The sequence below is a fragment of the Rheinheimera lutimaris genome (assembly GCF_013283795.1).
GTDB classification, from domain to species: Bacteria; Pseudomonadota; Gammaproteobacteria; order Enterobacterales; family Alteromonadaceae; genus Alishewanella; species Alishewanella lutimaris.
The window spans coordinates 55,471-77,111 of the sequence record NZ_JABSOD010000016.1 but is presented as its reverse complement, the minus strand read 5'-3'; the positions used below and the strand labels follow the sequence as shown (position 1 = coordinate 77,111).

General features: G+C 51.2%; 22 protein-coding genes. 6 read left to right on the top strand and 16 right to left on the bottom strand.

The features are described 5' to 3' along the window. Positions 1-26 precede the first annotated feature (26 nt). Together envZ and ompR are read right to left on the bottom strand one after the other, a co-directional pair. Positions 27-1,331, bottom strand: a complete 1,305-nt coding sequence (gene envZ / locus HRH59_RS14530) for a two-component system sensor histidine kinase EnvZ (RefSeq protein ID WP_173502000.1) — start codon at positions 1,329-1,331, stop codon at positions 27-29. Next, positions 1,332-2,057, bottom strand: coding sequence for an osmolarity response regulator transcription factor OmpR (gene ompR, locus HRH59_RS14525; protein ID WP_173501999.1), 726 nt, complete (start codon positions 2,055-2,057; stop codon positions 1,332-1,334). Positions 2,058-2,234: 177 nt separating this feature from the next. Between ompR and greB the strand changes: the two genes are divergently transcribed. Together greB and HRH59_RS14515 are read left to right on the top strand one after the other, a co-directional pair. Further along, positions 2,235-2,723 carry a transcription elongation factor GreB gene (greB, locus tag HRH59_RS14520; RefSeq protein ID WP_173501998.1) on the top strand — a complete coding sequence of 163 codons (489 nt, stop codon included), beginning with the start codon at positions 2,235-2,237 and terminating at the stop codon, positions 2,721-2,723. A 108-nt stretch (positions 2,724-2,831) separates the two neighbouring features. Further along, entirely contained in the window at positions 2,832-5,162 is a 2,331-nt protein-coding gene (locus tag HRH59_RS14515) for a Tex family protein (RefSeq protein ID WP_173501997.1), read from the top strand. A 30-nt stretch (positions 5,163-5,192) separates the two neighbouring features. On the opposite strand, the gene HRH59_RS14510 is transcribed toward HRH59_RS14515, so the two are convergent. From HRH59_RS14510 to bioH, 3 genes are all read right to left on the bottom strand, one after another. Beyond that, positions 5,193-6,173 carry a putative metalloprotease CJM1_0395 family protein gene (locus HRH59_RS14510; protein WP_231702511.1) on the bottom strand — a complete coding sequence of 327 codons (981 nt, stop codon included), beginning with the start codon at positions 6,171-6,173 and terminating at the stop codon, positions 5,193-5,195. Next, on the bottom strand, positions 6,173-6,478 hold the full coding sequence (locus tag HRH59_RS14505) for an excinuclease ATPase subunit (RefSeq protein WP_173501996.1): 306 nt from the start codon (positions 6,476-6,478) through the stop codon (positions 6,173-6,175). Before HRH59_RS14505 ends, HRH59_RS14510 begins: the two co-directional genes overlap by 1 nt. A 96-nt stretch (positions 6,479-6,574) precedes the next feature. Then, complete coding sequence (gene bioH, locus HRH59_RS14500) at positions 6,575-7,336, bottom strand: pimeloyl-ACP methyl ester esterase BioH (protein WP_231702510.1); 762 nt, start codon at positions 7,334-7,336, stop codon at positions 6,575-6,577. A 127-nt stretch (positions 7,337-7,463) separates the two neighbouring features. On the opposite strand from bioH, the gene HRH59_RS14495 reads away from it, so the two are divergent. Continuing rightward, on the top strand, positions 7,464-8,096 hold the full coding sequence (locus HRH59_RS14495; RefSeq protein ID WP_331460187.1) for a ComF family protein: 633 nt from the start codon (positions 7,464-7,466) through the stop codon (positions 8,094-8,096). Here the strand turns inward: HRH59_RS14495 and HRH59_RS14490 are convergent. Beyond that, positions 8,093-10,630 (bottom strand): M14 family zinc carboxypeptidase, encoded by a 2,538-nt coding sequence (locus HRH59_RS14490; RefSeq protein ID WP_173501994.1) that lies wholly within the window; start codon positions 10,628-10,630, stop codon positions 8,093-8,095. The genes HRH59_RS14495 and HRH59_RS14490 overlap by 4 nt on opposite strands. A 124-nt stretch (positions 10,631-10,754) precedes the next feature. Here HRH59_RS14490 and nfuA point away from each other — a divergent pair, with 124 nt between their 5' ends. Next, positions 10,755-11,333: a Fe-S biogenesis protein NfuA gene (gene nfuA, locus HRH59_RS14485; RefSeq protein ID WP_173501993.1), complete on the top strand. Its 579-nt coding sequence runs from the start codon at positions 10,755-10,757 to the stop codon at positions 11,331-11,333. A gap of 96 nt (positions 11,334-11,429) precedes the next feature. Continuing rightward, a complete protein-coding gene (locus HRH59_RS14480; RefSeq protein ID WP_173501992.1) occupies positions 11,430-12,452 on the top strand; it encodes a polysaccharide deacetylase family protein in 1,023 nt (340 codons plus the stop codon). Here the strand turns inward: HRH59_RS14480 and HRH59_RS14475 are convergent. From HRH59_RS14475 to HRH59_RS14455, 5 genes are read right to left on the bottom strand one after another with little or no spacing between them, the layout of a single operon-like run. After that, positions 12,439-13,080, bottom strand: a complete 642-nt coding sequence (locus HRH59_RS14475; RefSeq protein WP_173501991.1) for an SCO family protein — start codon at positions 13,078-13,080, stop codon at positions 12,439-12,441. The two genes, HRH59_RS14480 and HRH59_RS14475, sit on opposite strands and share 14 nt — an antisense overlap. Continuing rightward, positions 13,070-13,981, bottom strand: coding sequence for a heme o synthase (cyoE, locus tag HRH59_RS14470; RefSeq protein ID WP_173501990.1), 912 nt, complete (start codon positions 13,979-13,981; stop codon positions 13,070-13,072). The genes HRH59_RS14475 and cyoE overlap by 11 nt, the downstream gene beginning before the upstream one ends. Beyond that, positions 13,978-15,003 carry a COX15/CtaA family protein gene (locus tag HRH59_RS14465; RefSeq protein WP_178089576.1) on the bottom strand — a complete coding sequence of 342 codons (1,026 nt, stop codon included), beginning with the start codon at positions 15,001-15,003 and terminating at the stop codon, positions 13,978-13,980. Before HRH59_RS14465 ends, cyoE begins: the two co-directional genes overlap by 4 nt. Next, positions 15,000-15,512 (bottom strand): hypothetical protein, encoded by a 513-nt coding sequence (locus tag HRH59_RS14460; RefSeq protein WP_173501989.1) that lies wholly within the window; start codon positions 15,510-15,512, stop codon positions 15,000-15,002. Before HRH59_RS14460 ends, HRH59_RS14465 begins: the two co-directional genes overlap by 4 nt. After that, positions 15,505-16,236, bottom strand: coding sequence for an SURF1 family protein (locus HRH59_RS14455; RefSeq protein WP_173501988.1), 732 nt, complete (start codon positions 16,234-16,236; stop codon positions 15,505-15,507). Before HRH59_RS14455 ends, HRH59_RS14460 begins: the two co-directional genes overlap by 8 nt. Before the next feature lie 26 nt (positions 16,237-16,262). Between HRH59_RS14455 and HRH59_RS14450 the strand changes: the two genes are divergently transcribed. Beyond that, positions 16,263-16,472 carry a DUF2909 domain-containing protein gene (locus tag HRH59_RS14450; RefSeq protein ID WP_173501987.1) on the top strand — a complete coding sequence of 70 codons (210 nt, stop codon included), beginning with the start codon at positions 16,263-16,265 and terminating at the stop codon, positions 16,470-16,472. A 3-nt stretch (positions 16,473-16,475) separates the two neighbouring features. Here HRH59_RS14450 and HRH59_RS14445 read toward each other — a convergent pair whose 3' ends face one another. From HRH59_RS14445 to lexA, 5 genes are all read right to left on the bottom strand, one after another. Then, a complete protein-coding gene (locus HRH59_RS14445) occupies positions 16,476-17,354 on the bottom strand; it encodes a cytochrome c oxidase subunit 3 (protein WP_173501986.1) in 879 nt (292 codons plus the stop codon). Position 17,355: 1 nt separating this feature from the next. After that, positions 17,356-17,916 carry a cytochrome c oxidase assembly protein gene (locus tag HRH59_RS14440; protein WP_173501985.1) on the bottom strand — a complete coding sequence of 187 codons (561 nt, stop codon included), beginning with the start codon at positions 17,914-17,916 and terminating at the stop codon, positions 17,356-17,358. Positions 17,917-17,925: 9 nt separating this feature from the next. Then, a complete protein-coding gene (gene ctaD / locus HRH59_RS14435; RefSeq protein WP_173501984.1) occupies positions 17,926-19,515 on the bottom strand; it encodes a cytochrome c oxidase subunit I in 1,590 nt (529 codons plus the stop codon). Positions 19,516-19,518: 3 nt separating this feature from the next. Continuing rightward, positions 19,519-20,589 carry a cytochrome c oxidase subunit II gene (gene coxB / locus HRH59_RS14430; protein ID WP_173501983.1) on the bottom strand — a complete coding sequence of 357 codons (1,071 nt, stop codon included), beginning with the start codon at positions 20,587-20,589 and terminating at the stop codon, positions 19,519-19,521. Positions 20,590-20,967: 378 nt separating this feature from the next. Continuing rightward, positions 20,968-21,585 (bottom strand): transcriptional repressor LexA, encoded by a 618-nt coding sequence (gene lexA, locus HRH59_RS14425; protein WP_173501982.1) that lies wholly within the window; start codon positions 21,583-21,585, stop codon positions 20,968-20,970. Positions 21,586-21,641: the final 56 nt, after the last annotated feature.

The window sequence follows — 21,641 nt, the reverse complement described above, 5'->3', positions numbered from 1 at the left end:
TTGTAACAATGTTTACAAATAAAGCTCTACCGCAGCGGCAAATACACTGTTACCACTAAGCCGCCGTAGGCATGATTATGCAAAGTAATATCGCCATGATGCATATCGACAATTTTCTTAATAATTGCCAGCCCCAAGCCCGACCCACCACTGCCGCGGGCTATATCGCCCTGAGTGAAAGGCTCGAACATGGCTTTCATCTGTTCATCCGGAATGCCAGGGCCATGATCACGAATTTGCAGGTAAATCCGCTTGCGGTTGCGCTCATAGCCGGTGGATATTTCAATATCACCATCGCTGTAACGCAGTGCGTTTTCCAGCAAATTATTCAATACGCGTTTAATGGCTATACGCCGCAGCATGGTATCAGGCAGGTTTTTTGCCAATTCAGCAGAAATATGCCGCTGTTGTAAATGCTCGGCCTGTATCAACTCCTGCACTAAGGTATTGAGGTTCTCTTTCTGGCCGGGCTCTTCTTTATGATGGCGCAGGTAGTCAATAAACTGGTCGATAATGGCGTTCATATCGTCAATATCGTTAATAATGCCTTCGCGGATCCAGTTGTCCGGCTCCTGCATCATTTCCGATGCTAAACGGATACGCGTGAGCGGCGTGCGTAAGTCATGCGACACCCCGGCCATTAGCAGCGCCCTGTCCTGCTCTAACTGACGAATACCGCGCGCCATATAATTAAAGGCTTTGGTTACGGCAATAATTTCGGTAGAGCCTTTGTGCTCGGCCAGTGGCGGCGGAAACTCGCCGCGCCCCACCTGCAAGGCGGCCTGTTGCAGGCTTTTCAGCGGTCGGTTTAACTGCCGCGCAAACAGCCAGCCGCCGCTGACGCTCAGCACGCCGATTAGCAACAAGTAAAAGGTCAGTGGCGAGAAGTCAGTTTCATCCAGCCCGGTTAACGGCACCTTTACCCAGTATTGCGGTGCCTGAGGTGGCCGCACCCAAAACGCATAGCTGGCACCCTGGGCTACCCGCACCTCAGCTTCGCCGCCTAATTCGCGTGACATCAGATCAGAAAAGTAGGCGTAGTAACTGGCCTCTGCCAACCCCTGCTGTAATGCTTGCTGCTCGGTATACACTTCAATGCCGGTGGCTTGCTGAAAACGCTCTGTCAACTCAGTTGACAGCACTGACTGCTGATGGCCAACGTCAATAAACACCACTTTAATTTGCTTGGCAATAAGGTGGTTAATTTGCTGCGTAGTGGGTTTTATCACATAAAATGCCACCGACAGGTAAGACACCAGTTGGTTGATCAGTAACAACAAACCAATCAGGAATACGGTTTGGCCAAAGGCACTGCGCGGGAAGCAACGCATCTAGCTGACGCTGCCATCCGGCACAAATACATAACCCAGGCCCCATACTGTTTGAATATAGCGCGGGTTAGCGGCGTCGTCCTCCAGCATCCGGCGCAAGCGCGATACCTGCACGTCGATACTGCGCTCCATGGCCGAGTAATCACGGCCACGCGCCTGGTTCATCAGTTTATCACGCGATAACGGCTCACGCGGATGGCTAACCAGCACTTTGAGCACCGCATATTCACCGCTGGTTAGCGGCAACAATTCATCGCCTTTGCGCATCTCGCGTGTGGCCAGGTTAAATTTAAACGGGCCAAATTCTACGCTACCCTCGGCCTGGCTGGGGGCGCCCGGCAATTCTTTACTTTTGCGCCGCATTACGGCACGAATACGCGCCAGTAATTCGCGCGGGTTAAAGGGTTTTGGCAGGTAGTCGTCGGCACCCATTTCCAGGCCGATAATGCGGTCGACTTCATCGCCTTTTGCCGTCAGCATAATAATAGGGATTTCGTTTTCCTGCTGGCGCAGGCGGCGGCAAATAGACAAACCATCCTCGCCCGGCAGCATAAGATCGAGCACCACCAGATGAAAGTTCTCCCGCTCCATCAGCCGCTGCATTTGTTCATAGTTGGCGACACTGCGCACTATATAACCTTGCTCAACCAGATAACGCTCCAGTAAAGCGCGCAAGCGCATATCATCATCAACCACAAGAATTTTTGGCGTTTCCGAACTTGCCATAGCGAAGCCTCCACGATATTTGCTCCACTATAAACGAAAAAACCGCCGGGGCGTAAAGCTGTGGCGGTTGTTTGTGTTACAAAGTTTGTCGGCGCAACTACAGCGTGCTACCGCTGGCGATTTGACCGTAAAAGCTGCTACCATCTGCAGCCAGAATTTACGGATACTTGCCGGATAATGCGCACAGATTTAATTACCCGCGAAGGCTTTGAAGCCCTGCAGCACGAGCTGAACTATTTATGGCGCGAAAAGCGCCCCGACGTTACCGCTAAAGTCGCCTGGGCCGCCAGCTTGGGTGATCGCAGCGAAAATGCCGATTATCAGTACAATAAAAAACTGCTGCGCGAAACCGACCGGCGTATTCGCTTTTTACGCAAACGGCTGGAAGTGCTGAAAATTGTCGATTATTCACCGCAGCAAGACGGCAGGGTGTTTTTTGGTGCCCGGGTTGAAATTGAAAACGAACAGGGCGAACAGCTGAGTTTTCGTATTGTCGGGCCGGATGAAATTTATGGCCGCAAAGATTACATCTCTATCGACTCGCCGATGGCGCGGGCGCTGTTAAAAAAAGCAGTGGATGATGAAGTATTGGTGGCCACCCCTACCGGCACCAAACTGTGGTTTGTAAACCATATCAGCTATGCCGCGGAACCGGCGGCACGTTAAGCAAATTGGATTTTTTGCCGCTTAAAGTGGACAATCAGCTTATTGTATTGTTTTCCGACTGACGTTTATCACCCCCTACGGGTGCCTTTTATCAGGAACTTTTTTTCTATGTCTATCATTATTAAGCAAATTGCTGCAGAGATTGCTGCCCGTCCGGAACAGGTTGCCGCTACCATAGCGCTGCTGGACGAAGGTGCAACAGTGCCTTTTATCGCCCGTTACCGCAAAGAAATTACCGGCGGCCTGGACGATACGCAATTGCGCCATCTGGATCAGCGTTTAACGTATTTGCGCGAGCTGGAAGAGCGCCGGTTGGTAATATTAAAAACCATCGACGAGCAGGGTAAATTAACGCCTGAGCTGAAAAATGACATTCTTGCTGCCGACAACAAAACCCGGCTGGAAGACTTATACCTGCCGTATAAAGCCAAGCGCCGCACTAAAGGCCAAATTGCGATTGAAGCCGGTTTATTGCCGTTAGCAGATGCATTGCAAGCCAACCCGACATTAAACCCGGAAACAGAAGCGGCGGCTTATATTAACGCCGATGCCGGCTTTGCTGATACCAAAGCGGTGTTAGATGGCACCAAATATATTTTAATGGAGCGTTTTGCCGAAGACGCCAACCTGCTGGCACGCTTACGCCGCCATCTGGCAGAAAATGCCATGTTAAAAAGCACAGTGGTGGCCGGTAAGGAACAGGACGGCGCCAAATTCCGTGATTATTTTGCCCACAGCGAAAGCTGGAAAACCACACCGTCGCATCGCGCCCTGGCAATGTTCCGCGGCCGCAATGAGGGCTTCCTGCAGTTGCAGTTGTTGCCGGATGCCGACGAGACCACAGCACACAGCGTGTGCGAGCAAATGGTCGCCGGTCACTTTAATATTAAAGACGAAGGTCGCGCCGCTGATGGCTTTTTACGCACCGCAGTGCAATGGACCTGGAAGGTAAAACTGCACCTGCAGCTGGAAAACGACCTGTTAAGTGAACTACGCGAGCGCTCTGAAGAAGAAGCAATTAAAGTGTTTGCCCGCAACTTAAAAGACTTACTGATGGCGGCACCGGCCGGCATGCGCACTACGCTGGCGCTGGATCCGGGCCTGCGCACCGGCGTTAAAGTAACGGCGATAGATGAAACCGGCAAGCTGTTAAGCCAAAACACTATTTTCCCGCATGCGCCACAAAACGCCTGGGACAAGTCGGTACGTACCCTGGTAGCACTGTGCCAACAACATAAAGTGGAACTGATTGCTATCGGCAATGGTACGGCCTCGCGTGAAACCGACAAACTGGCCGCTGAAGTAATAAAAGCGCTGCCGGATCAACAAATACAAAAAATCATGGTGTCGGAAGCCGGCGCATCCATCTATTCCGCCTCTGAGCTGGCGGCGCTGGAGTTTCCGGATCTGGATGTGTCGCTGCGCGGTGCGGTATCGATTGGCCGCCGCTTACAGGACCCGTTAGCAGAGCTGGTAAAAATTGAACCTAAAGCCATTGGCGTAGGACAATACCAGCATGATGTAAACCAAAGCCTGTTAACTAAGTCGCTCGATGGCGTAGTGGAAGACTGCGTAAACGCCGTTGGTGTAGATTTAAATACTGCCTCAGTACCGCTGCTGGCGCGGGTAGCCGGGTTAAATAAAACCCTGGCACAAAATATTGTGTTCCACCGTGACAGCAATGGCCGCTTTAATGAGCGTAAAGAACTGCTTAAAGTGCCGCGTTTGGGACCAAAAGCCTTTGAACAGGCCGCCGGCTTCTTACGCATTAATAATGGCAAAAACCCTTTGGATGCCTCTGGTGTTCACCCGGAAGCCTACCCACTGGTGGAAAAAATACTCAGCACGCATCAAAAAAGCGTTGAGCAAATCATCGGCAACAGCAGTTTTTTAAACAGTGTTGATGCCAAAGCCTTTGCTGATGAGCATTTTGGTGTGCCTACCATTACGGATATCTTAAAAGAGCTGGATAAGCCAGGCCGCGACCCAAGGCCGGAATTTAAAACAGCCAGCTTTAAAGACGGCGTAGAAACCTTAAAAGATTTAACCGGCGGCATGTTGCTCGAAGGCGTGGTAACCAATGTCACCAACTTTGGTGCCTTTGTCGATATTGGCGTACATCAGGATGGTTTGGTGCATATTTCATCACTGACCGATAAATTTGTCAGCGATCCGCATCAGGTAGTAAAAGCCGGTGATGTGGTAAAAGTAAAAGTACTGGACGTAGACATTGAGCGCAAGCGTATTGCCCTTACCATGCGAATGGACGAACAGCCGGCGCCGAAAAATGCCGACAAAACCGCAAACAGAAATGCCGACAAAACCACACCGCGTCAGCAACAGGGCAAAAACTCAGCGCCACGCCCGGCCAAGGCAGCAGACAACAATGCCGCTATGGGTAATGCCTTTGCGGAAGCTTTTGCCAAACTGAAGAAGTAAAGTAGCGGGTACAACACACTGCAGCGACGGTTAAGCTTGCTGCAGTGATTGCCTGACTTGCGGTTCAGTTGCGCGTTGATAAAACCCGGCGATAACATCGCGGCGCAGCTGCATTTGCGCACTGATGGCAAGAGTATCACGTTGCGGGTAAACGATGGCATTACTGCCGCTGTCGTCTGACACACGATAGCTTATTTCGGTTTGCTGCAGTTGCTCAGCAAAACCGGCACGGCCACTTGCACCGTCAGTTGTGCCCGTTGGCTCAGCCGCGGCGGATGCAGGCTCAGCAGATTCAGTCTCAGCCGGTTTAGTTTGTGCTATAGCCGATGCTTGCTGCACCAGCTCAGCCTGCGCCTGAATTTGCCGCATTGCCGCTTCAGCGGCAATGCGCCGGTCTGCTGCAGACGGCTCTGCCGGTGCCAATGCCGCGGCACGCACCTGCTGCATTTTTTGCACTGTAGCCTGCGGATCACCCGGAATCGGCGAGATATCAATCGACACTTCACCACCGACAGCATATTGCTTGCCGTCAGGGCCTAACTCATAAGAGTAAGACGGCGCGCCGGCATAACGGCCACCCACCGCTGCATGTGCTTGTTCATGGGTTTTAACTTCCTGATCACGCGCCTTCAGCTCACGTACGTCCGCCTGCTCTTGCTGTTCGGCTTGCTGTTTTGCTTCTTGCTGCTGTTTTGCTTCCTGTTGCTCAGGGCCGGCTTGCTGCTGTTCGCCTTCAGCATTTTGCTGAGATGACTCCTCGCCCCGACCCTCTATCGCTTGCTGAGTTTCAGTTTCTTTGCCATTGGCGCCATACAAATTTACCTGTGACTGAGCACCGTTCGCACTACGCACCTTTTCGTCGGTAACCAGCGGCTTTTCCGCCGATGACTTCTCAAGCTCTTTTACCGGCTCAAACAGATCCCGGCGCAGCGCATCACGCCGCGCCATTTCAGTCGGCGGGTTCGCCGTATTGATACTGACATTCGGATAGTTTGATACCAGCATAGTCATCAGACGCGAATATCTATCACACTGCCAAGCACATCATCAGCAGTTTGAATGCTTTTAACATTCGCCTGGGCATTGCGCTGCTCCTGCCCCAACTGCACCAGGCTGTTGGTTAATGACCCCGGTTGCTCTGCAGTTTGCGCAGTACGGGGCTGCTCTGCGGCGGCAGTTTGTGCTACCGCTTGCTCAGTTTCATTTTGCCGGTTGGCACGGGTCTGGCGGTTTATGTCCAGCGTAGCCTCTGTTACACCGGCACTGGCACGGGCAAAACCCTGCACACCAGAATATAAAGCAGATTGAATATCCATGATACAACTCCGGTAATCTTAGCAAACACTGGTCAATTATTAACCAAAACACCGCAAAATGGAAGCGCCGCCTTAGGCTAAAAGGTTGTAACGGCCTTAACTTTGTTGCCCGGACAGACCTAACCACTGCTGCAACCATTGGCCAAACTCTGCCGGATGCGAGATAAAAGGTGCATGTGAGGCATGCGGCAGTACCGTAAAGCCGGCGCTGGGTTGCAATTGTTGCAGCTGCGCGACAACAGCCGCCGGCACCAACGAGTCCAGCCGGCCAAAAATGCCGCTAACCGGCTGCTTTAACGCAGCAAACTCTGCACGTAAATCACACTGGCTGAGCAACTGCAACGCGCCGGCTACTGCCGCCGGTTGTGCCATGGGATAGGCCATAATGGCTTGCTTCAACAATTTGGTATCAGCACGGGCACTGCTGCTGCCCATCGCCTGGATAGCCAAAAAGCGCTCTATAGTTTGTTGCAGATTTTCGCTTAGGGAGCGGGCAAACTGCTGCATTACCGGCTCTGCCATCCCCGGCCAGCCGGGCTGCGTTAAAAAGCAGGGCGAAGCCGCTACCAGGCCCAACTGCTGTACCTTGTCCGGATAACGTGTAGCGATAGCAAGCGCCAGCAGCCCGCCTAATGACCAACCGCACACATAGCTGTGTGGTGGGATGTTCGCCGCCAACTCATCAACCACCGCGTCCAACCGGTAAGGCTGCGGGTAGCTTTGCTGCATACCAAAGCCCGGCAAATCCGGCGTCAACAGCTGCACCCGGGCAGCTATTTGTTCTGTAATACCTTGCCACACACCGTGGTTTACGCCCCAGCCATGCAATAATACCAGTGTTGGTTTGTCGGAACTCATTTTTCCTGCCATAGTTACAAAAATGTAAATTAAAACGGATTTTGATTTGCTCAGCGTTTTAGTGCGTCAGTTGCAACAATTGTGGCATCTCTTATTGCCCACTCCGTGTCTGTGGTGCAGTTTACCGGTGCAAAGGTTTGACCGCCAGCTATGCGATGCTTGCCAGCAAGCTCTGCCGCAATTGCCACTGGCCTTGTGCCATTACAACCTGTTGTGGCTGCCGCAGGTTGCCCGCGGTTTAACCAAGCCACGTTTTGACGAATTGCTGAGTGTGGGCTACTACCGGCAACCTTATCAGCATTGGTTACAACGCTGGAAATTTGCGCGGGACTACAGCGCCGGCGATTTGCTGCAACGGCAGTTTGTTGAGTTGCTACAGCAGTATCAACAGCAAGCACATAAGCTGCCACAGGCAATCCTTTACGTGCCGATGCACCGTCGCAAACAGCGGCAACGCGGCTTTAATCAGGCAGAGTTATTAGCCAAAGCGGCGGCGCAACAGTTGCAATTACCGCTGCTACCCCTGTTGCAGCGCAAACAGTATCAGGCAGCGCAAGTGGGCCTGAACCGCAAACAACGTCAACGTAATCTTAAAGCGGCTTTTAGCCTGCCTTTGACAACAGTGCTGCCAACACACATTGCGTTGGTGGATGACGTCGTTACCACCGGCGCCACAGCAAACGAAATATGCCGTTTGCTGCGACGGCACGGTGCCCGCCATATCAGTTTATGGACAGTAGCCGTCACCTTGTCTGATTAATCAGCTTTAGTGCTGAAACTGCTGCCCAGGTAAAGCGCATTAACCAACAAGCGGCTGGAGCCATAAAAATAGCCGCGAAATACCGGGTTGTCGGTCATGCCGATAACCCGGCCACGGCCAACGTTGTGCGCCAGCAATACCGCACTTTGGCTAATACGTGGGATGTATTCTGCCGCCGTGTAACCGGCCAGTTGCGGCGCGCGGCTGTATAAGCCAACGTTAACAAAAGCAGCAGTGGCCGGTTGTAATAATAAGGTGCCGTTTTTAAATACCGGCAATTTGGCATCGGTAATGCCAAATGTCAGCGGGTGGCTAAGGTCAAGTTCAGCCTGATAAATCGCCCCGGCAATGCGCTGCTTGCCGGCTAAGCGTTCTTTGTCGGCATAACGCAGGTTGTCGCTGCTGATCAAGCTGCTCATCTCTTCCGGCTGCCACAATGCTGCTTTTAATAAGCCGGCAGTTGCCAACCAGGCGGCCCCCCGCTTATGTCCCCACAGTACACCACCTTGTTCCAGCCAGGCTTTCAGCTGGTTAATTTCGCTATCCTGCCAGTGACTATAGTTGCCGTCCGGCAACACAATATGGCTATAGCGGCTCAGGTCGAGCTGACGCAGACGTTGTGGCTCTGCCAATGACGGTGCTATACCGGCCAGCCGTTCCAGGTTATACCAAACTTCACCGGCTTCGGTGGAGTTGATTCCGGGGCCTGCCATTAACAGCACGCGGGGTAAGGTAATGACAGCAAAATTATGGCTGCCCAAGTCACTGCCTTTGGGTGTTAAGCCGCTGCTGATGGCATATACCGGTAAACTAAATTGTTGTTGCACCCGCTGTAACCTGGCAAACCAATCGGCGTGCTGCTGCAATCCGGCGGGGATCACCATAGCACCGGCCGCAAGGTTGATACTCCCCGCAGCGGTCTTCGCAGTAAAATCATCCAGCGCAGCACGCACCTGCAACTGCTCCGCTAATAACGCTTGCAACAACAATGGCGCCTGCTGGTCCCGCCAGTCAAAGGCGTAGGCATAGGCACCGGCCGGCAAAGCCTGATTCACCGTTGCCGGCAACCATTGTGCCTTCAACTGGCTTTTTGCCGGCTCGCGGTTAAGTGCGGTAAAGGCAATGTTGTAGGCGTAAGGCAATGTCCACGCTGACACATCATAAAAGGTGTTATCCCCAAAGGTTGTTTCTGTACTGAACATCGCTTTAATCAGACGATACTGCGCTTGTTGCAACGGCACATAATAGCTACTGCCTGCAGCAAACTTTTTATCGTCATCCTGCCAGTCGCGGCTTAATTGCAGTACTTCAACATGGTGGCGTTGCAGTACATCAAGCAATGCGGCCAACCGGGTGCTGTCTGCTGTTTCTGTCAGCATATAGCCTTTAATTTTATCACTGCGCGCCTGCTGTCGGGCACTGCGATAAAAATCCTGCTGGTAGCTGAGCAGCGCTTCACGCTCTGTCACCGCGCCGCGAATAGTCGACAGTGACGCTGTCAGTTGGTTTTGGATAGTTGCCGCAAAACTCAGCGGGCCGTTAATACTGTCTTGCAAATGGCCGCGGCTACTGGCTTGCTCGAACAAAATACCGACGCTGCCCTGTACATCCGGATAAGTCGAACCCTTGCCGACATAAAAATCATCAAAGCTTTCTTCGGTGTAGTACAGCTGCTGTGCCTGGTCAAAAGCAGCTGCATGGTAACCGGCCAGCTTTGCCGTTAACTCAAAGTTACGTTGCGGTGTCAGCGGGTAATTGCGGCTTGGAATACCAGGCTGAAAAAAATAGCTGCTGTTAGTACCCATTTCGTGATAATCACCCACGACGTTTGGCAACCATTGCTGGTATTGCGCAATGCGGGCACGGCTTTCCGGGTGCTGCAACAATAACCAGTCGCGGTTTAAATCAAACCAGTAATGGTTTGGTCGGCCATTAGGCCAGGGTTCATTGTGTTCACGATGCTGTGGGTCGGCCACCGCTGTGGTGCCTTTATGCATATTGACCCAGTTGGCAAAACGATCGTGCCCATCCGGATTCAACACCGGTTGCAACAAAATCACCGCGTTATCCAGCCATTGCCGGACTTCGTCATTATCGGCCGCCGCCAGGTAATGCGCTAACAACAGCGCAGCATTGGCGCCGCTGGGTTCATTGCCGTGCACACTGTAACCTAACCAGATAATTACCGGTGCATCAGCCTGACGTTGTGCACCGTCGCGGGCGGCCGCCAGATGCTGGCTGCGAATATGCTCTAACCGCTGTAAATTGCGTTCTGATGAGATCACCAACTGCAACAGTGGTCGTTGTTGATGACTGTACCCGATAATATCGAGCTGTGCCTTTTTTGAGCTGTTTGCTAACAATTCAAAATAGCGTTGGATCTGATCATGCCGCGCATGCCATTCACCTACCGGGAACCCCAATACCTGTTGCGGTGACGGCAGGGTTGAATCTTTCACCTGCGGCACATATGTAATGTCTGCAGCAGCAAAACAGCTAAGCAGCAACAACGCTGCCGAAATACCAAATTTCATAGTTTAATTCCTCTGAGCTGCCGCTAAGTTAGCCAGATCACGCGCAAAACTCAAGCGGGACTGGCTTCAACGAAACAGGAGGAGTATTATAGCCATTAACCTAGTAATTTAGTCAGGTACTCTTATGATTACGATTTCTGAACAGGCGCAGCAACATTTTGCCAAGCTGCTGTCAAAGCAACCTGCAGGCACTCACATTCGGGTGTTTGTGGTTAACCCCGGCACGGCACAAGCTGAGTGTGGCGTATCTTACTGCCCGCCGGATGCCAAAGAAGACACCGACTTAACCTTGAATTTTTCCGGCTTCGACGCTGTAATCGATCAGGAAAGTCAGCCATTTTTAGTTGATGCTGAAATTGACTTTGTTACCGATCAGATGGGTTCGCAGCTGACGTTAAAAGCGCCGAATGCCAAAGTGCGCAAGGTCAACGACGACGCTTCGTTAATTGAGCGCGTCCAGTATGTCATCGACAGTGAAATTAACCCGCAGTTGGCCAACCACGGCGGACGCGTATCGGTAATGGAGCTGACGCCGGATGGCGTGGCAGTACTGCAGTTTGGTGGTGGTTGTAACGGCTGTTCTCAGGTCGACTTAACCTTGAAAGAAGGTATCGAAAAAGAGCTGCTTAACCGCTTCAGCGGTGAGTTAAACGGCGTGCGCGATATTACCGAACATCAGCGCGGCGAACATTCTTACTACTAAGCTGTTACAACACTGTTATACCTGACTAAAGCTGCGTTTAGTGCCCGCTTGTGTTATAAAACCACGTTGTTTTATTACCTTGCGGGTACCCTGCCAATGAAAGTTAGCACCCTACTGTGTTCAATATTCTTTAGCCTGCTGCTGCCGGCACAAGCTGCTGTTATGCTGATTTATCACCATGTTGCCAGCGACACACCGCGGGTAAGCAGTGTCAGCGCCGCAGAACTACGCGGCCATTTACAGTATTTTAAAGACAATAACTTTCAGGTTATTGGCCTGGATGTATTAATGCGCCAGCTGCAAACCGGCGAGCCCGTGGCCGACAATGCGCTGGTAATTACCTTTGATGACAGCTATGAAAATAACTTCACCACCGCCCACCCCATACTGCAGGAATTCGGCTACCCCTACACCATCTTTATCAGCCCGGGCAGCATAGATAAACGTGACGGCCCGCTGTTAAGCTGGGCGCAGGTAAAGCAAATGTCAGACGATGGTGTACTGGTAGCCAACCATGCCATGTGGCATGAGCATATGGCCAAGCCGGATGCCGGTGAAAGTAGGCAGCAGTGGCGTGAACGGATGAAACAAAGCATTTTGCAGGCCGAAGATGCCATAGAACAGCATACCGGCCAGCGCCATCAGTGGTTGGCTTATCCCTATGGCGAATATAGCCGTGAGCTGGAGCAGTTAGTCAGTGAGCTGGGCTTTGTCGGTATTGGCCAGCAATCCGGTGCCATTGGTAAACACACCGTTTTAACCCGCATTCCGCGCTTTCCGGCAGCAGGCCAATATGCCGATTTAAAAGATCTGGCGCAAAAACTACGCACCCTGGCGTTCAATATTACTGACTACCATCAGGTTGACCCGGTAATTAGCACAGCTAACCCGCCGACATTAACCTTGTCGGTACAAGTAGCCGATTTCCGCCCGGCGCAATTGCAGTGTTTTGCCGGCGCGGAGGTCATAAAACCAACATGGCTGAACGACAACACTTTTAGCGTTACAGCAACAAAAGCCCTGGCCAAAGGCCGCAGCCGCTATAACTGCACCGCGCCCTCTATCGGGAAAAAAGGGTATTACTACTGGTATTCCCAACCGTGGCTTAACCAGCCTTAAGCTTGTTGAGCACCAGCGGGAAATCGGCCAACAGCTGTTCGGTATCAATTACCGGCAGCTCGCCCGGTTGCATCGGCGGTTTGAACATCGCTACCAGCTGGCCTTGCGGATTGATTAGCACCACAGAAGCACTGTGATCAACCAGATAATCCTCTGCCGTGGTGCTGCTTAACGCATACATCAGCCCCAACTGACGCACAAACGGAAACAGTTGCTCATGTCCGGCTGTCATACCCAGCACATTTTCCTGGTCAAAATAGCTGACATAGTTATTCAGCTGCTCTGTGCTGTCGCGCTTCGGGTCAACCGAAATAAACCAGACTTTTAGCGGCTGCTCTACCATAGCGGCCAACTCCGGTTGCACGCCAGCCAGCTTAGCCAACGTAAGCGGACAAATATCCGGGCAATGGGTATAACCGACGAATGCCAGTGTCCACTGGCCGTACAGACGCTCACGGTTTACCGCATCGCCGTATTGATCGGTCAGGTTAAAATCTGCCAGCACCCGCGCTTGCGGATACACCAGCGCCAGTTTTGGTTCAGCATTATATTGCGTGACACGAAACAACAGCACACCAGCGATCAACGCGGCAGCTGCAAGCAGGATAATATTCAGGTTACGGAACATAAATCGGCGACACCTTAAAGTAATGATCAACCAGCAATAACAGGAACAATAGCATTAAATGCACAATAGAAAATTTAAAAGTCGCCATCGCCGTACCTGCATCGGCGTTAAACTTCAGTTTCCAGGCATATTGCATAAAGCGCAGATTTAACAACGCGCTGCCAACCAAATATATAGCCCCGCTCATACCCACCAGATACGGCATTAAACAGACAATAAATAATAACACCGTGTACAGACAGATCACGCTTTTGGTAAATTCTATACCGTGGGTTACCGGCAGCATCGGCATATTCACTTTGGCATAGTCATCGCGCCGGTGGATAGCCAGCGCCCAGAAATGCGGCGGTGTCCAGGCGAAAATAATCATCACCAACAGTAATGCATGGCCGTGTATCTCGCCGGTAATCGCAGTCCAGCCTAACAACGGTGGCATGGCCCCCGCCAGACCACCAATGACAATATTTTGCGGTGTAGCACGTTTTAAAAACATGGTGTACACCACGGCATAGCCGAATAAACTGGCCAGAGTTAACCAGGCCGTTAACGCATTAACCGTAAGATACAGCAGTACAAAACCACACAACGCCAGGCTAAATGCAAAGGTGGTAGCCTGCGCCGTGCTTATGCGGCCTTTGGCTACCGGTCGGCTGTAAGTGCGGGCCATTTGCGCGTCGATACGCTGATCTACTACATGGTTCATTGCCGCTGCCGCCGCTGATAACAAACCGATACCAACGGTTGCTGCTAATAAGGTGGCTAAATCCGGTAAGCCAGGCACAGCCAGCATCATGCCAACCCAGGCTGTCAGCACCAGTAATGCCACGACTTTGGGTTTGGTTAGCTCGAGATAATCCCGCGCACGGCTGATACCGGTTTGTGATCTTACTATGGCGGTCATAGGCTCTCCTTGCTTGTCGTTTTGCCGCTGTGGCGCAGTTGCAAATAAATCACCACCAGTAGCATTAACAAGTTTGCTGCAACAAAATTATGTGCCACCGCATTGGCCAACGGTAAATGCAGCACGACATTCAGCACACCCAAACTAAACTGTAGCAGTAATAACGCCGCAGCACCGAGCGTCAGGCGTTTTAAGATTTTGCTGCCGGCACGGCGCCATAGTTGCAGTAGAAAGCTGGCCAGCAGCACCAAGGTGATCGCAGCGCCGAAACGGTGAAAAACATGCACCGTTTGCCGCGCCTCTGCCGACATCACGCCGTATTCGTAATCATCATGGCCCAGATGTAAATCGAACGCCTCGCTGACATTTAAGCGCTGCTGCCAACCGGCTTCACAAACAGGTAAATCAATGCAGGCCAGTGCCGCATAGTTAGCTGCAGTCCAACCGCCCAGCGCTATTTGCCCAATCAGCACAGCAATAGCCAGTGCGGCAAAAGGCTTTAACGACACCAGCTGCGGCTCCTGCGCATAGTATTGCGGGTGCAAACGCAACCAATGCAAAGCCAATAAACTCAGTAGCGTAAAACCGCCCAGCAAATGCCCCATTACCACCAGCGGCAACAAGTTTAATGTGACTGTCCACATACCAAGTGCAGCCTGAAACACCACCAGCGCCAGCAATACCGCGGGTACAACTTTGCCACTATGCCGGGTAAACACCGCGATAAAAAATATTGCCGCAATTAACAAACCTAAACTGCCGGCGAAATAACGGTGCACCATTTCGTTCCAGGCTTTATGCGGCTCCAGTGGCCGCTCCGGAAAGGCTTCCAGCGCAGCTGCAACGTGATGTTCTTGCTGCGGTACTTTTAAAAAGCCGTAACAACCAGGCCAATCCGGGCAACCCAGGCCGGCATCAGTTAACCGGGTATAAGCGCCGAGTAGAATAACGCCCATAGTGAGAAAGATAGCGATAGTCGCCAGCCACTGTTGCGTTTTTATACGCTGGTCAGGTGTGTTCATACGCTGGTCCGGTCATAGTTAAGCAGTTTAAGTAAATCCTGACGGATAGCTCTGGCAGTGCTTGCCATATCGGCTTCAACCACCGGCATCGGATAGCTGAGTAACACCAGGCCTTGCTGATCAATCAGTAGTATTTTGTCTTGCAAGCTTTGCGGTGCGCCGGCTATGGCCGGCTGCTGCGTAAAAGCAGAAAACGCTGTTGCCGCCGGCTCTGCGCTGATAAATACCGGCTGCACCTGCACCTGCTTACGGCCCAGGCCAACATAGAGTTGCTGCACGGTATGCAACGCCGCAAGGCACAATTGTGTGCACTCAGCAGATGGCATTACGCCGATACGCCAATGCGCTTTTTCGGCCGTAGCCGCCAGCAAAAACACCTCGTTTTGTTGCCATTCGCCCTGACTTGATACCCCACGATTGAACCAACCGAATTCCAGCACCAATTTAGCCGCCAACAATGGTAAAGCGCAGCACAGCACAAATAACCACAGAAACTTTTTCTTATTCATAATTCGCTTTTCCCTGATGACTGGCCGCCAGTGCAACGCCCAGCACTGCAATACCCAGTAAAAACCATTGCAATGCATAACCGCGGTGTTTTTCCGGTGACAACACGACCGGCTGATAATGCGGTGTAAAATCACTGTCGTTTTGTTGATACAGCAGCGCCGGATACAATTGCAGCGCACTGTGTTCTGACAGCTGAGCATAATTAACTTGTTGAATGCGCATCGGCCATTGGCCGCTGATTTCGGCATTCTGCCCCAACAACAGCAAACCATCCACTTTAGTACGCAGCAGACCATCGAGAGCAATTTGTGGCGTTATCGTCACTTCGGGCAAGCTGTCGCGTCGCTCCGGCGCGGCTAACCAACCTAAGTTCACCAGCAGTGGCTGTGCCAAACCTGCTGCCTGTACCGGTATTATTACGTCATAACCAACGCGGCCCTGCACAATCTGGTTATCCAGCAGCCAGACATAAGGTGCTAACCAGCGGCCATGCCCTTGCAGGGGCGCGGCATCAATATCGGCGGCCGGCAATAATGCTAACTGTGATGGTTGCAGCGCGCCGGCAGCCTGCAGTTGAGCGACACGGGCGAGTTGTGCTGTCTTATCAGCAGCGCGGTTTAACTGCCACCAGGACAAGTTGATTAATATGGCAAAAGCAGTCAAAGTGAGTATTACCCACAGCGTATTGAACGCAAAAATCTGCTGCGCCAGCTTAATGCGCATCAATCAAACTCCGGAGCCTGTTGCAGATGTTAATTAAACTTATTGTCATCGCACTACTACTTTTTATTGTTATTAATTTATTCCGCGCCGGGCTGGTGATGGTCAGGCAACCTCAGCCGGGGGTAAAAATGTCACGCTATCTTGGCCGACGTGTGTTGTTCTCAGCCATTGCACTAATACTGATCTTTATCGCGCAGGTGCTGGGGCTCATTGAACCGAACCCCAGACCATACTGAGCGTTAAATCACATAAACAAACACATACAAACACAACCACACTACATCAACAAAGTGCCAATACCAGGCTGCAGCCTGAAACGCAAAGTGCTTTTCAGGGGTAAAATGGCCTTTTAACACACGGAAGAACACAAACAGCAAAATAATGGCACCCAATGTTACGTGCATACCGTGAAAGCCGGTAAGCAGGAAAAAGGTATTACCATAAAAGCCGGAAGCCAGGGTTAAGCCAAGGTCACGATAAGCATGGATATACTCATACACCTGCAAGCTTAGGAAAGTGGCCCCCAACAGCAAGGTAACCAATAGCATCAACTTAAGTTGGCTGCGTTTATTTTGCTCTAATCCGGTGTGGGCAAAGTGCAGTGTAATAGAGGAAATCACCAGAATTGCGGTGTTAATCAGCGGCAAACCGGTAGCAGGCATGGCCTGGGTTTCAATACCGCCGGGTGTTTTCAGTAATGGCCACATGGCTTCAAAGCCCGGCCAAAGTATTTCAAAGGTCATGGCGTTATTGCTGCCACCGCTGAGCCAGTTTAGCGCTATTACGCGGCCGTAGAACAGCGCACCAAAGAACGCCATAAAAAACATCACTTCGGATAAAATAAACCAGCTCATGCCCTGGCGGAACGAGCGGTCCATTTGCGCGCTGTATAAGCCGCTCATCGATTCATCAATAACGTTTTTAAACCAACCAAACAGCATAAAAATCAGCACCACAAAACCGGCTGCCAGCATATAGCCGCCAAAACCGGGTTGTTGTTTGGTTACTTCGTTGACATAGTTGCCTGCGCCAAAGGCAATTAAAAATAACGCCACCGCACCCACAATAGGCCATGGGCTTTGGGCGGGAACATAATATTTTTCATAGGTTTTATTCATGTTATTCCCCGGGTTGGGATGACTCTGCGCTGTCGCCGGTCCATGCGCTGGTTACGTCATATAAAGTATAAGACAGCGTAATGGTACTAAACTGGCTCGGCAGTGCCGGATCCACATAAAACTGTAACGGCATCAGCATGTCTTTGCCCCCGGCTAACTTCTGCTGGGTAAAGCAAAAACACTCTATTTTGTGAAAGTATAATGCAGCCTGACCTGGTGATACCGACGGCACCGCCTGCCCCACTATCATGCGGCTGGTCGGGTTCTGCGCCAGATAATTCATGATATGAATTTCACCCGGATGCACCGTCATACGGCGCACCTCGGGCTCAAACAGCCACGGCATTTGCTTATTCGGCCTGGCTATAAACTCAATCACAATTTCACGGCTGATATCAATTTGTGCAGCCTCCGCCGAGGCGGCAGTTACTGCGGTTTTACCATTTAAACCGGTCAGGTCACAGAACACGTCATACAAGGGCACTAAAGCAAAACCAAAACCAAACATCGCCAGGGCGGTGACGGCTAACTTAAAGGTTAACGGCTTATGTTTCAGTGCCATAACGCGCTCCTACTTAATCACTGGTGGTGTTTCAAAGGTATGGTAAGGCGCCGGTGAAGGCACTTCCCATTCCAGACCCTCGGCCCCTTCCCACACCTGTGCGGTAGCTTTTTCACCGCCACGGGCACATTTCACCAGCAGCCAGACAAAGATTAGCTGCGATGCACCGAACAAAAAGCCGCCAATACTGATAAAAGCATTAAAATCAGCAAACTGCAGTGCATAATCCGGAATACGCCGCGGCATACCCGCCAAACCGACGAAGTGCATCGGGAAAAACAACAGGTTGACGGAAATCAACGAGCACCAGAAATGCCATTGCCCCAGTTTTTCGTCATACATATGCCCGGTCCATTTCGGTAGCCAGTAATAGGCAGCAGCAATAATCGAAAACACCGCTCCGGTTACTAATACATAATGAAAATGCGCTACGACAAAATAGGTATCGTGATATTGAAAATCCGCCGGGGTAATCGCCAGCATCAGACCGGAAAAACCACCAATGGTGAACAGCACAATAAAGGCCAGTGCGAACATCATCGGCACTTCAAAGGTCATTGCACCGCGCCACATGGTGGCTACCCAGTTAAACACTTTCACCCCGGTCGGCACGGCAATCAGCATGGTGCAGTACATAAAAAATAATGCCCCGGCTACCGGCATGCCGGTGGTAAACATGTGATGCGCCCACACCAAAAATGACAGCAGAGCGATACTGGAGGTGGCATATACCATAGAGGCATAGCCAAATAATGGCTTGCGGGCGAAGGTAGGCACTATGCTGGACACAATACCAAAGGCCGGCAAAATCATGATGTACACTTCAGGATGACCGAAGAACCAGAAAATATGCTGAAACAGCACCGGGTCGCCACCACCGGCAGCATCAAAAAAGCTGGTGCCGAAGTATTTGTCGGTCAGTACCATAGTTACTGCACCGGCTAACACCGGCATTACCATAATCAGCAGGAAGGCGGTAATTAACCAGGTCCAGACGAATAACGGCATTTTCATCCATGTCATACCCGGCGCACGCAGGTTAAAAATAGTGACGATTACGTTTATCGCGCCCATGATCGACGAAATACCCATAATATGCACAGAAAACACGAACAGTGCTGTACTGTCACCGCTATAGGTCGTAGATAACGGCGCATAAAAGGTCCAGCCAAAGCTTGGACCGCCGCCAGGCATAAACAGCGAAATCAGCAGAATCAGGAATGCGAACGGCAGGATCCAGAAACTCCAGTTGTTCATCCGCGGCAACGCCATATCCGGCGCCCCTATCATCATCGGGATCATCCAGTTCGCCAGCCCGGTAAAGGCCGGCATCACAGCACCGAACACCATAATCAGGCCATGTACTGTGGTCATTTGATTAAAAAAGTTCGGCTCGACAAACTGCATACCAGGCTGAAACAGCTCGGCACGGATCACCATCGCCATGGCGCCGCCGATAAAAAACATTATCAGCGCAAACACCAGATACATGGTGCCGATATCTTTATGGTTAGTGGTATAGAACCAGCGCTTTATGCCGCTTGGCTTGTGGTCATGATGCTCGTGATCATGGTCATGATCGGTAACTACTGCGCTCATCCGTTATTCCCCTTTACCTTGCAGCACAGCATGCACATCAGCCGCCTGCACCAGTTCACCGGTATTGTTGCCCCAGGCATTACGTTCATAGGTAATTACCGCAGCAATTTCTTTTAAACTCAGCTGTTTGGCATAGGCCTGCATAGCGGTGCCGGCTTTACCGTTCAGCACAATATTAATGTGGCCAGGCATATCATTCAGCGCCATGCTACTGCCTTTCAGCGCAGGGAAAATACCAGGTAAGCCTTCGCCATTAGGTTGGTGGCAAGCCGCGCAGTAAGCAGTATAGGTGCGCTCGCCTACGCTCATCAGCTCATCCATGCCCATATTCATCGCCAGTAGCTCTTGCTCTTCCGCTTTCGCTTTGGCAATACGCTCAGCTTCACCGTTTACCCAGCTTTCAAAGTCAGCAGGGCTTTTGGCAATAACCACTATCGGCATATAGCCATGATCTTTACCGCACAGCTCAGCGCATTGGCCACGGTAAGTACCAGGCTCGTCAACGCGGGTCCAGGCTTCGTTAATAAAGCCTGGGTTAGCATCTTTTTTAACCGCAAAAGCCGGTACCCACCACGAGTGGATAACATCATCTGACGTCATCAGAAAACGCACTTTTTTACCGGTGGGGATCACCAAAGGCCGGTCTACTTCCAGCAGGTAGTTTTCACCTTTGGCAAATTTGTTGATGATCTGCTCTTTCGGTGTTGCCAGCAGCGAATAAAACTCAACATCGTGCTCAAGGTATTTGTAATGCCATTTCCACTGCGAGCCGGTAACCAATACAGTAACGTCAGCCTCTGTAGTGTCTTCCATTGCAATCAGGGTTTTGGTGGCCGGAATGGCCATAATAATCAGAATGATTACCGGTATAGCGGTCCAGAGTATTTCTACTTTGGTACTTTCATGAAATTGGGCTGGCTGCACCCCACGCGCTTTTCGATGGCGAACGATAGACCAAAACATGATCCCGAACACCACTGCACCAATAGCACAACAAATCCAGAATATCGTCATGTGCAAGTGGTAAACCTGCTGACTGATCTCTGTTACCCCTTTGGTCATATTCAGGGGCATATCCGTTGCATTAGCTGTCGCAGCTAAAAGCAGGGTTGGCAGCGACCAACGAAGACTACGCGTTTTCGTCACTGGACTTCTCCTCTGTCATTTTGCAAAGCAAACTGCAGAAACTAAGTACACAGTACTACACGGCTCTTACTCACCCACACCGAACCTATGTCTGAAGTTTCACCAGTTTATTATTGTTATTATTACCTGTGGTTTCGGGGCTAGCGCTGAAACCAAAACTGACCCTGTTGTTATTTTTTAATCAGTTTCAGTCTAAGAATCATCCAAATTGTGGTCAGTGTAAACCCCTAAATAGCAAAAGCGCCGGCAAACCTTAGTGGTCATACCAGCGCTCGTTAACAATTAACCTATTGAGGTTAGTACAAATTATAACCAACTTCCATTGCGGATCACGCCTACAGCCAAGCCTTCAATGGCAAAATGCTGCTCCCGTAAATCAACTTTAATCACATCGAAATCTTTATTTTCCGGGTGTAGCAACACGGTATCGCCGTCACGCCGGAAACGTTTTACGGTTACATCTTCATCTACCCGTGCCACTACGACCTGGCCCGGTTGCGCCTGACTGGTTTTATGTACCGCCAACAAATCGCCGTCTAAAATACCGATATCCTGCATGCTCATACCTTGTACCCGCAGCAAAAAGTCGGCATGTGGTTTAAACAGGTTGGCATCTACCTGATAATGGTCCTGCACATGCTCTGCCGCCAATATCGGTTGGCCGGCCGCCACTTTACCAATCAACGGCAGGCCCAATTGTTCCGGCACATCGTTGTCCATCAAGCGGATACCACGGGAGGTACCGGGCATCATTTCAATCACACCTTTTTTTGCCAACGCCTTTAAGTGCTCTTCCGCCGCGTTGGCCGATTTAAAACCCAATTGCTGTGCAATTTCAGCACGGGTTGGCGGCATACCGGTATCCAGCTGGTAGTCTTTTATCAACTGCAAAATTTCCGCTTGTCGTGGCGTTAGTGGTCTCATAGTGCTGTTTACCTGTACAGTGAATACTGTGAGTATATACAGGCGTATTACAATTG

Coding starts and splice junctions, on each gene's coding strand:
- HRH59_RS14440 (WP_173501985.1), bottom strand. CDS start 17,916: ATGGCACTGAAACATAAGCCGTTAACCTTTAAGTTAGCCGTCACCGCC.
- ompR (WP_173501999.1), bottom strand. CDS start 2,057: ATGGCAAGTTCGGAAACGCCAAAAATTCTTGTGGTTGATGATGATATG.
- envZ (WP_173502000.1), bottom strand. CDS start 1,331: ATGCGTTGCTTCCCGCGCAGTGCCTTTGGCCAAACCGTATTCCTGATT.
- HRH59_RS14510 (WP_231702511.1), bottom strand. CDS start 6,173: ATGACTATGCTGGTATCAAACTATCCGAATGTCAGTATCAATACGGCG.
- ctaD (WP_173501984.1), bottom strand. CDS start 19,515: ATGAGCGCAGTAGTTACCGATCATGACCATGATCACGAGCATCATGAC.
- HRH59_RS14465 (WP_178089576.1), bottom strand. CDS start 15,003: ATGAACACACCTGACCAGCGTATAAAAACGCAACAGTGGCTGGCGACT.
- HRH59_RS14490 (WP_173501994.1), bottom strand. CDS start 10,630: ATGAAATTTGGTATTTCGGCAGCGTTGTTGCTGCTTAGCTGTTTTGCT.
- HRH59_RS14505 (WP_173501996.1), bottom strand. CDS start 6,478: ATGGATATTCAATCTGCTTTATATTCTGGTGTGCAGGGTTTTGCCCGT.
- nfuA (WP_173501993.1), top strand. CDS start 10,755: ATGATTACGATTTCTGAACAGGCGCAGCAACATTTTGCCAAGCTGCTG.
- coxB (WP_173501983.1), bottom strand. CDS start 20,589: ATGCCCCTGAATATGACCAAAGGGGTAACAGAGATCAGTCAGCAGGTT.
- bioH (WP_231702510.1), bottom strand. CDS start 7,336: ATGAGTTCCGACAAACCAACACTGGTATTATTGCATGGCTGGGGCGTA.
- HRH59_RS14450 (WP_173501987.1), top strand. CDS start 16,263: ATGTTAATTAAACTTATTGTCATCGCACTACTACTTTTTATTGTTATT.
- HRH59_RS14475 (WP_173501991.1), bottom strand. CDS start 13,080: ATGTTCCGTAACCTGAATATTATCCTGCTTGCAGCTGCCGCGTTGATC.
- HRH59_RS14445 (WP_173501986.1), bottom strand. CDS start 17,354: ATGAATAAAACCTATGAAAAATATTATGTTCCCGCCCAAAGCCCATGG.
- greB (WP_173501998.1), top strand. CDS start 2,235: ATGCGCACAGATTTAATTACCCGCGAAGGCTTTGAAGCCCTGCAGCAC.
- HRH59_RS14460 (WP_173501989.1), bottom strand. CDS start 15,512: ATGAATAAGAAAAAGTTTCTGTGGTTATTTGTGCTGTGCTGCGCTTTA.
- HRH59_RS14455 (WP_173501988.1), bottom strand. CDS start 16,236: ATGCGCATTAAGCTGGCGCAGCAGATTTTTGCGTTCAATACGCTGTGG.
- HRH59_RS14480 (WP_173501992.1), top strand. CDS start 11,430: ATGAAAGTTAGCACCCTACTGTGTTCAATATTCTTTAGCCTGCTGCTG.
- lexA (WP_173501982.1), bottom strand. CDS start 21,585: ATGAGACCACTAACGCCACGACAAGCGGAAATTTTGCAGTTGATAAAA.
- HRH59_RS14515 (WP_173501997.1), top strand. CDS start 2,832: ATGTCTATCATTATTAAGCAAATTGCTGCAGAGATTGCTGCCCGTCCG.
- cyoE (WP_173501990.1), bottom strand. CDS start 13,981: ATGACCGCCATAGTAAGATCACAAACCGGTATCAGCCGTGCGCGGGAT.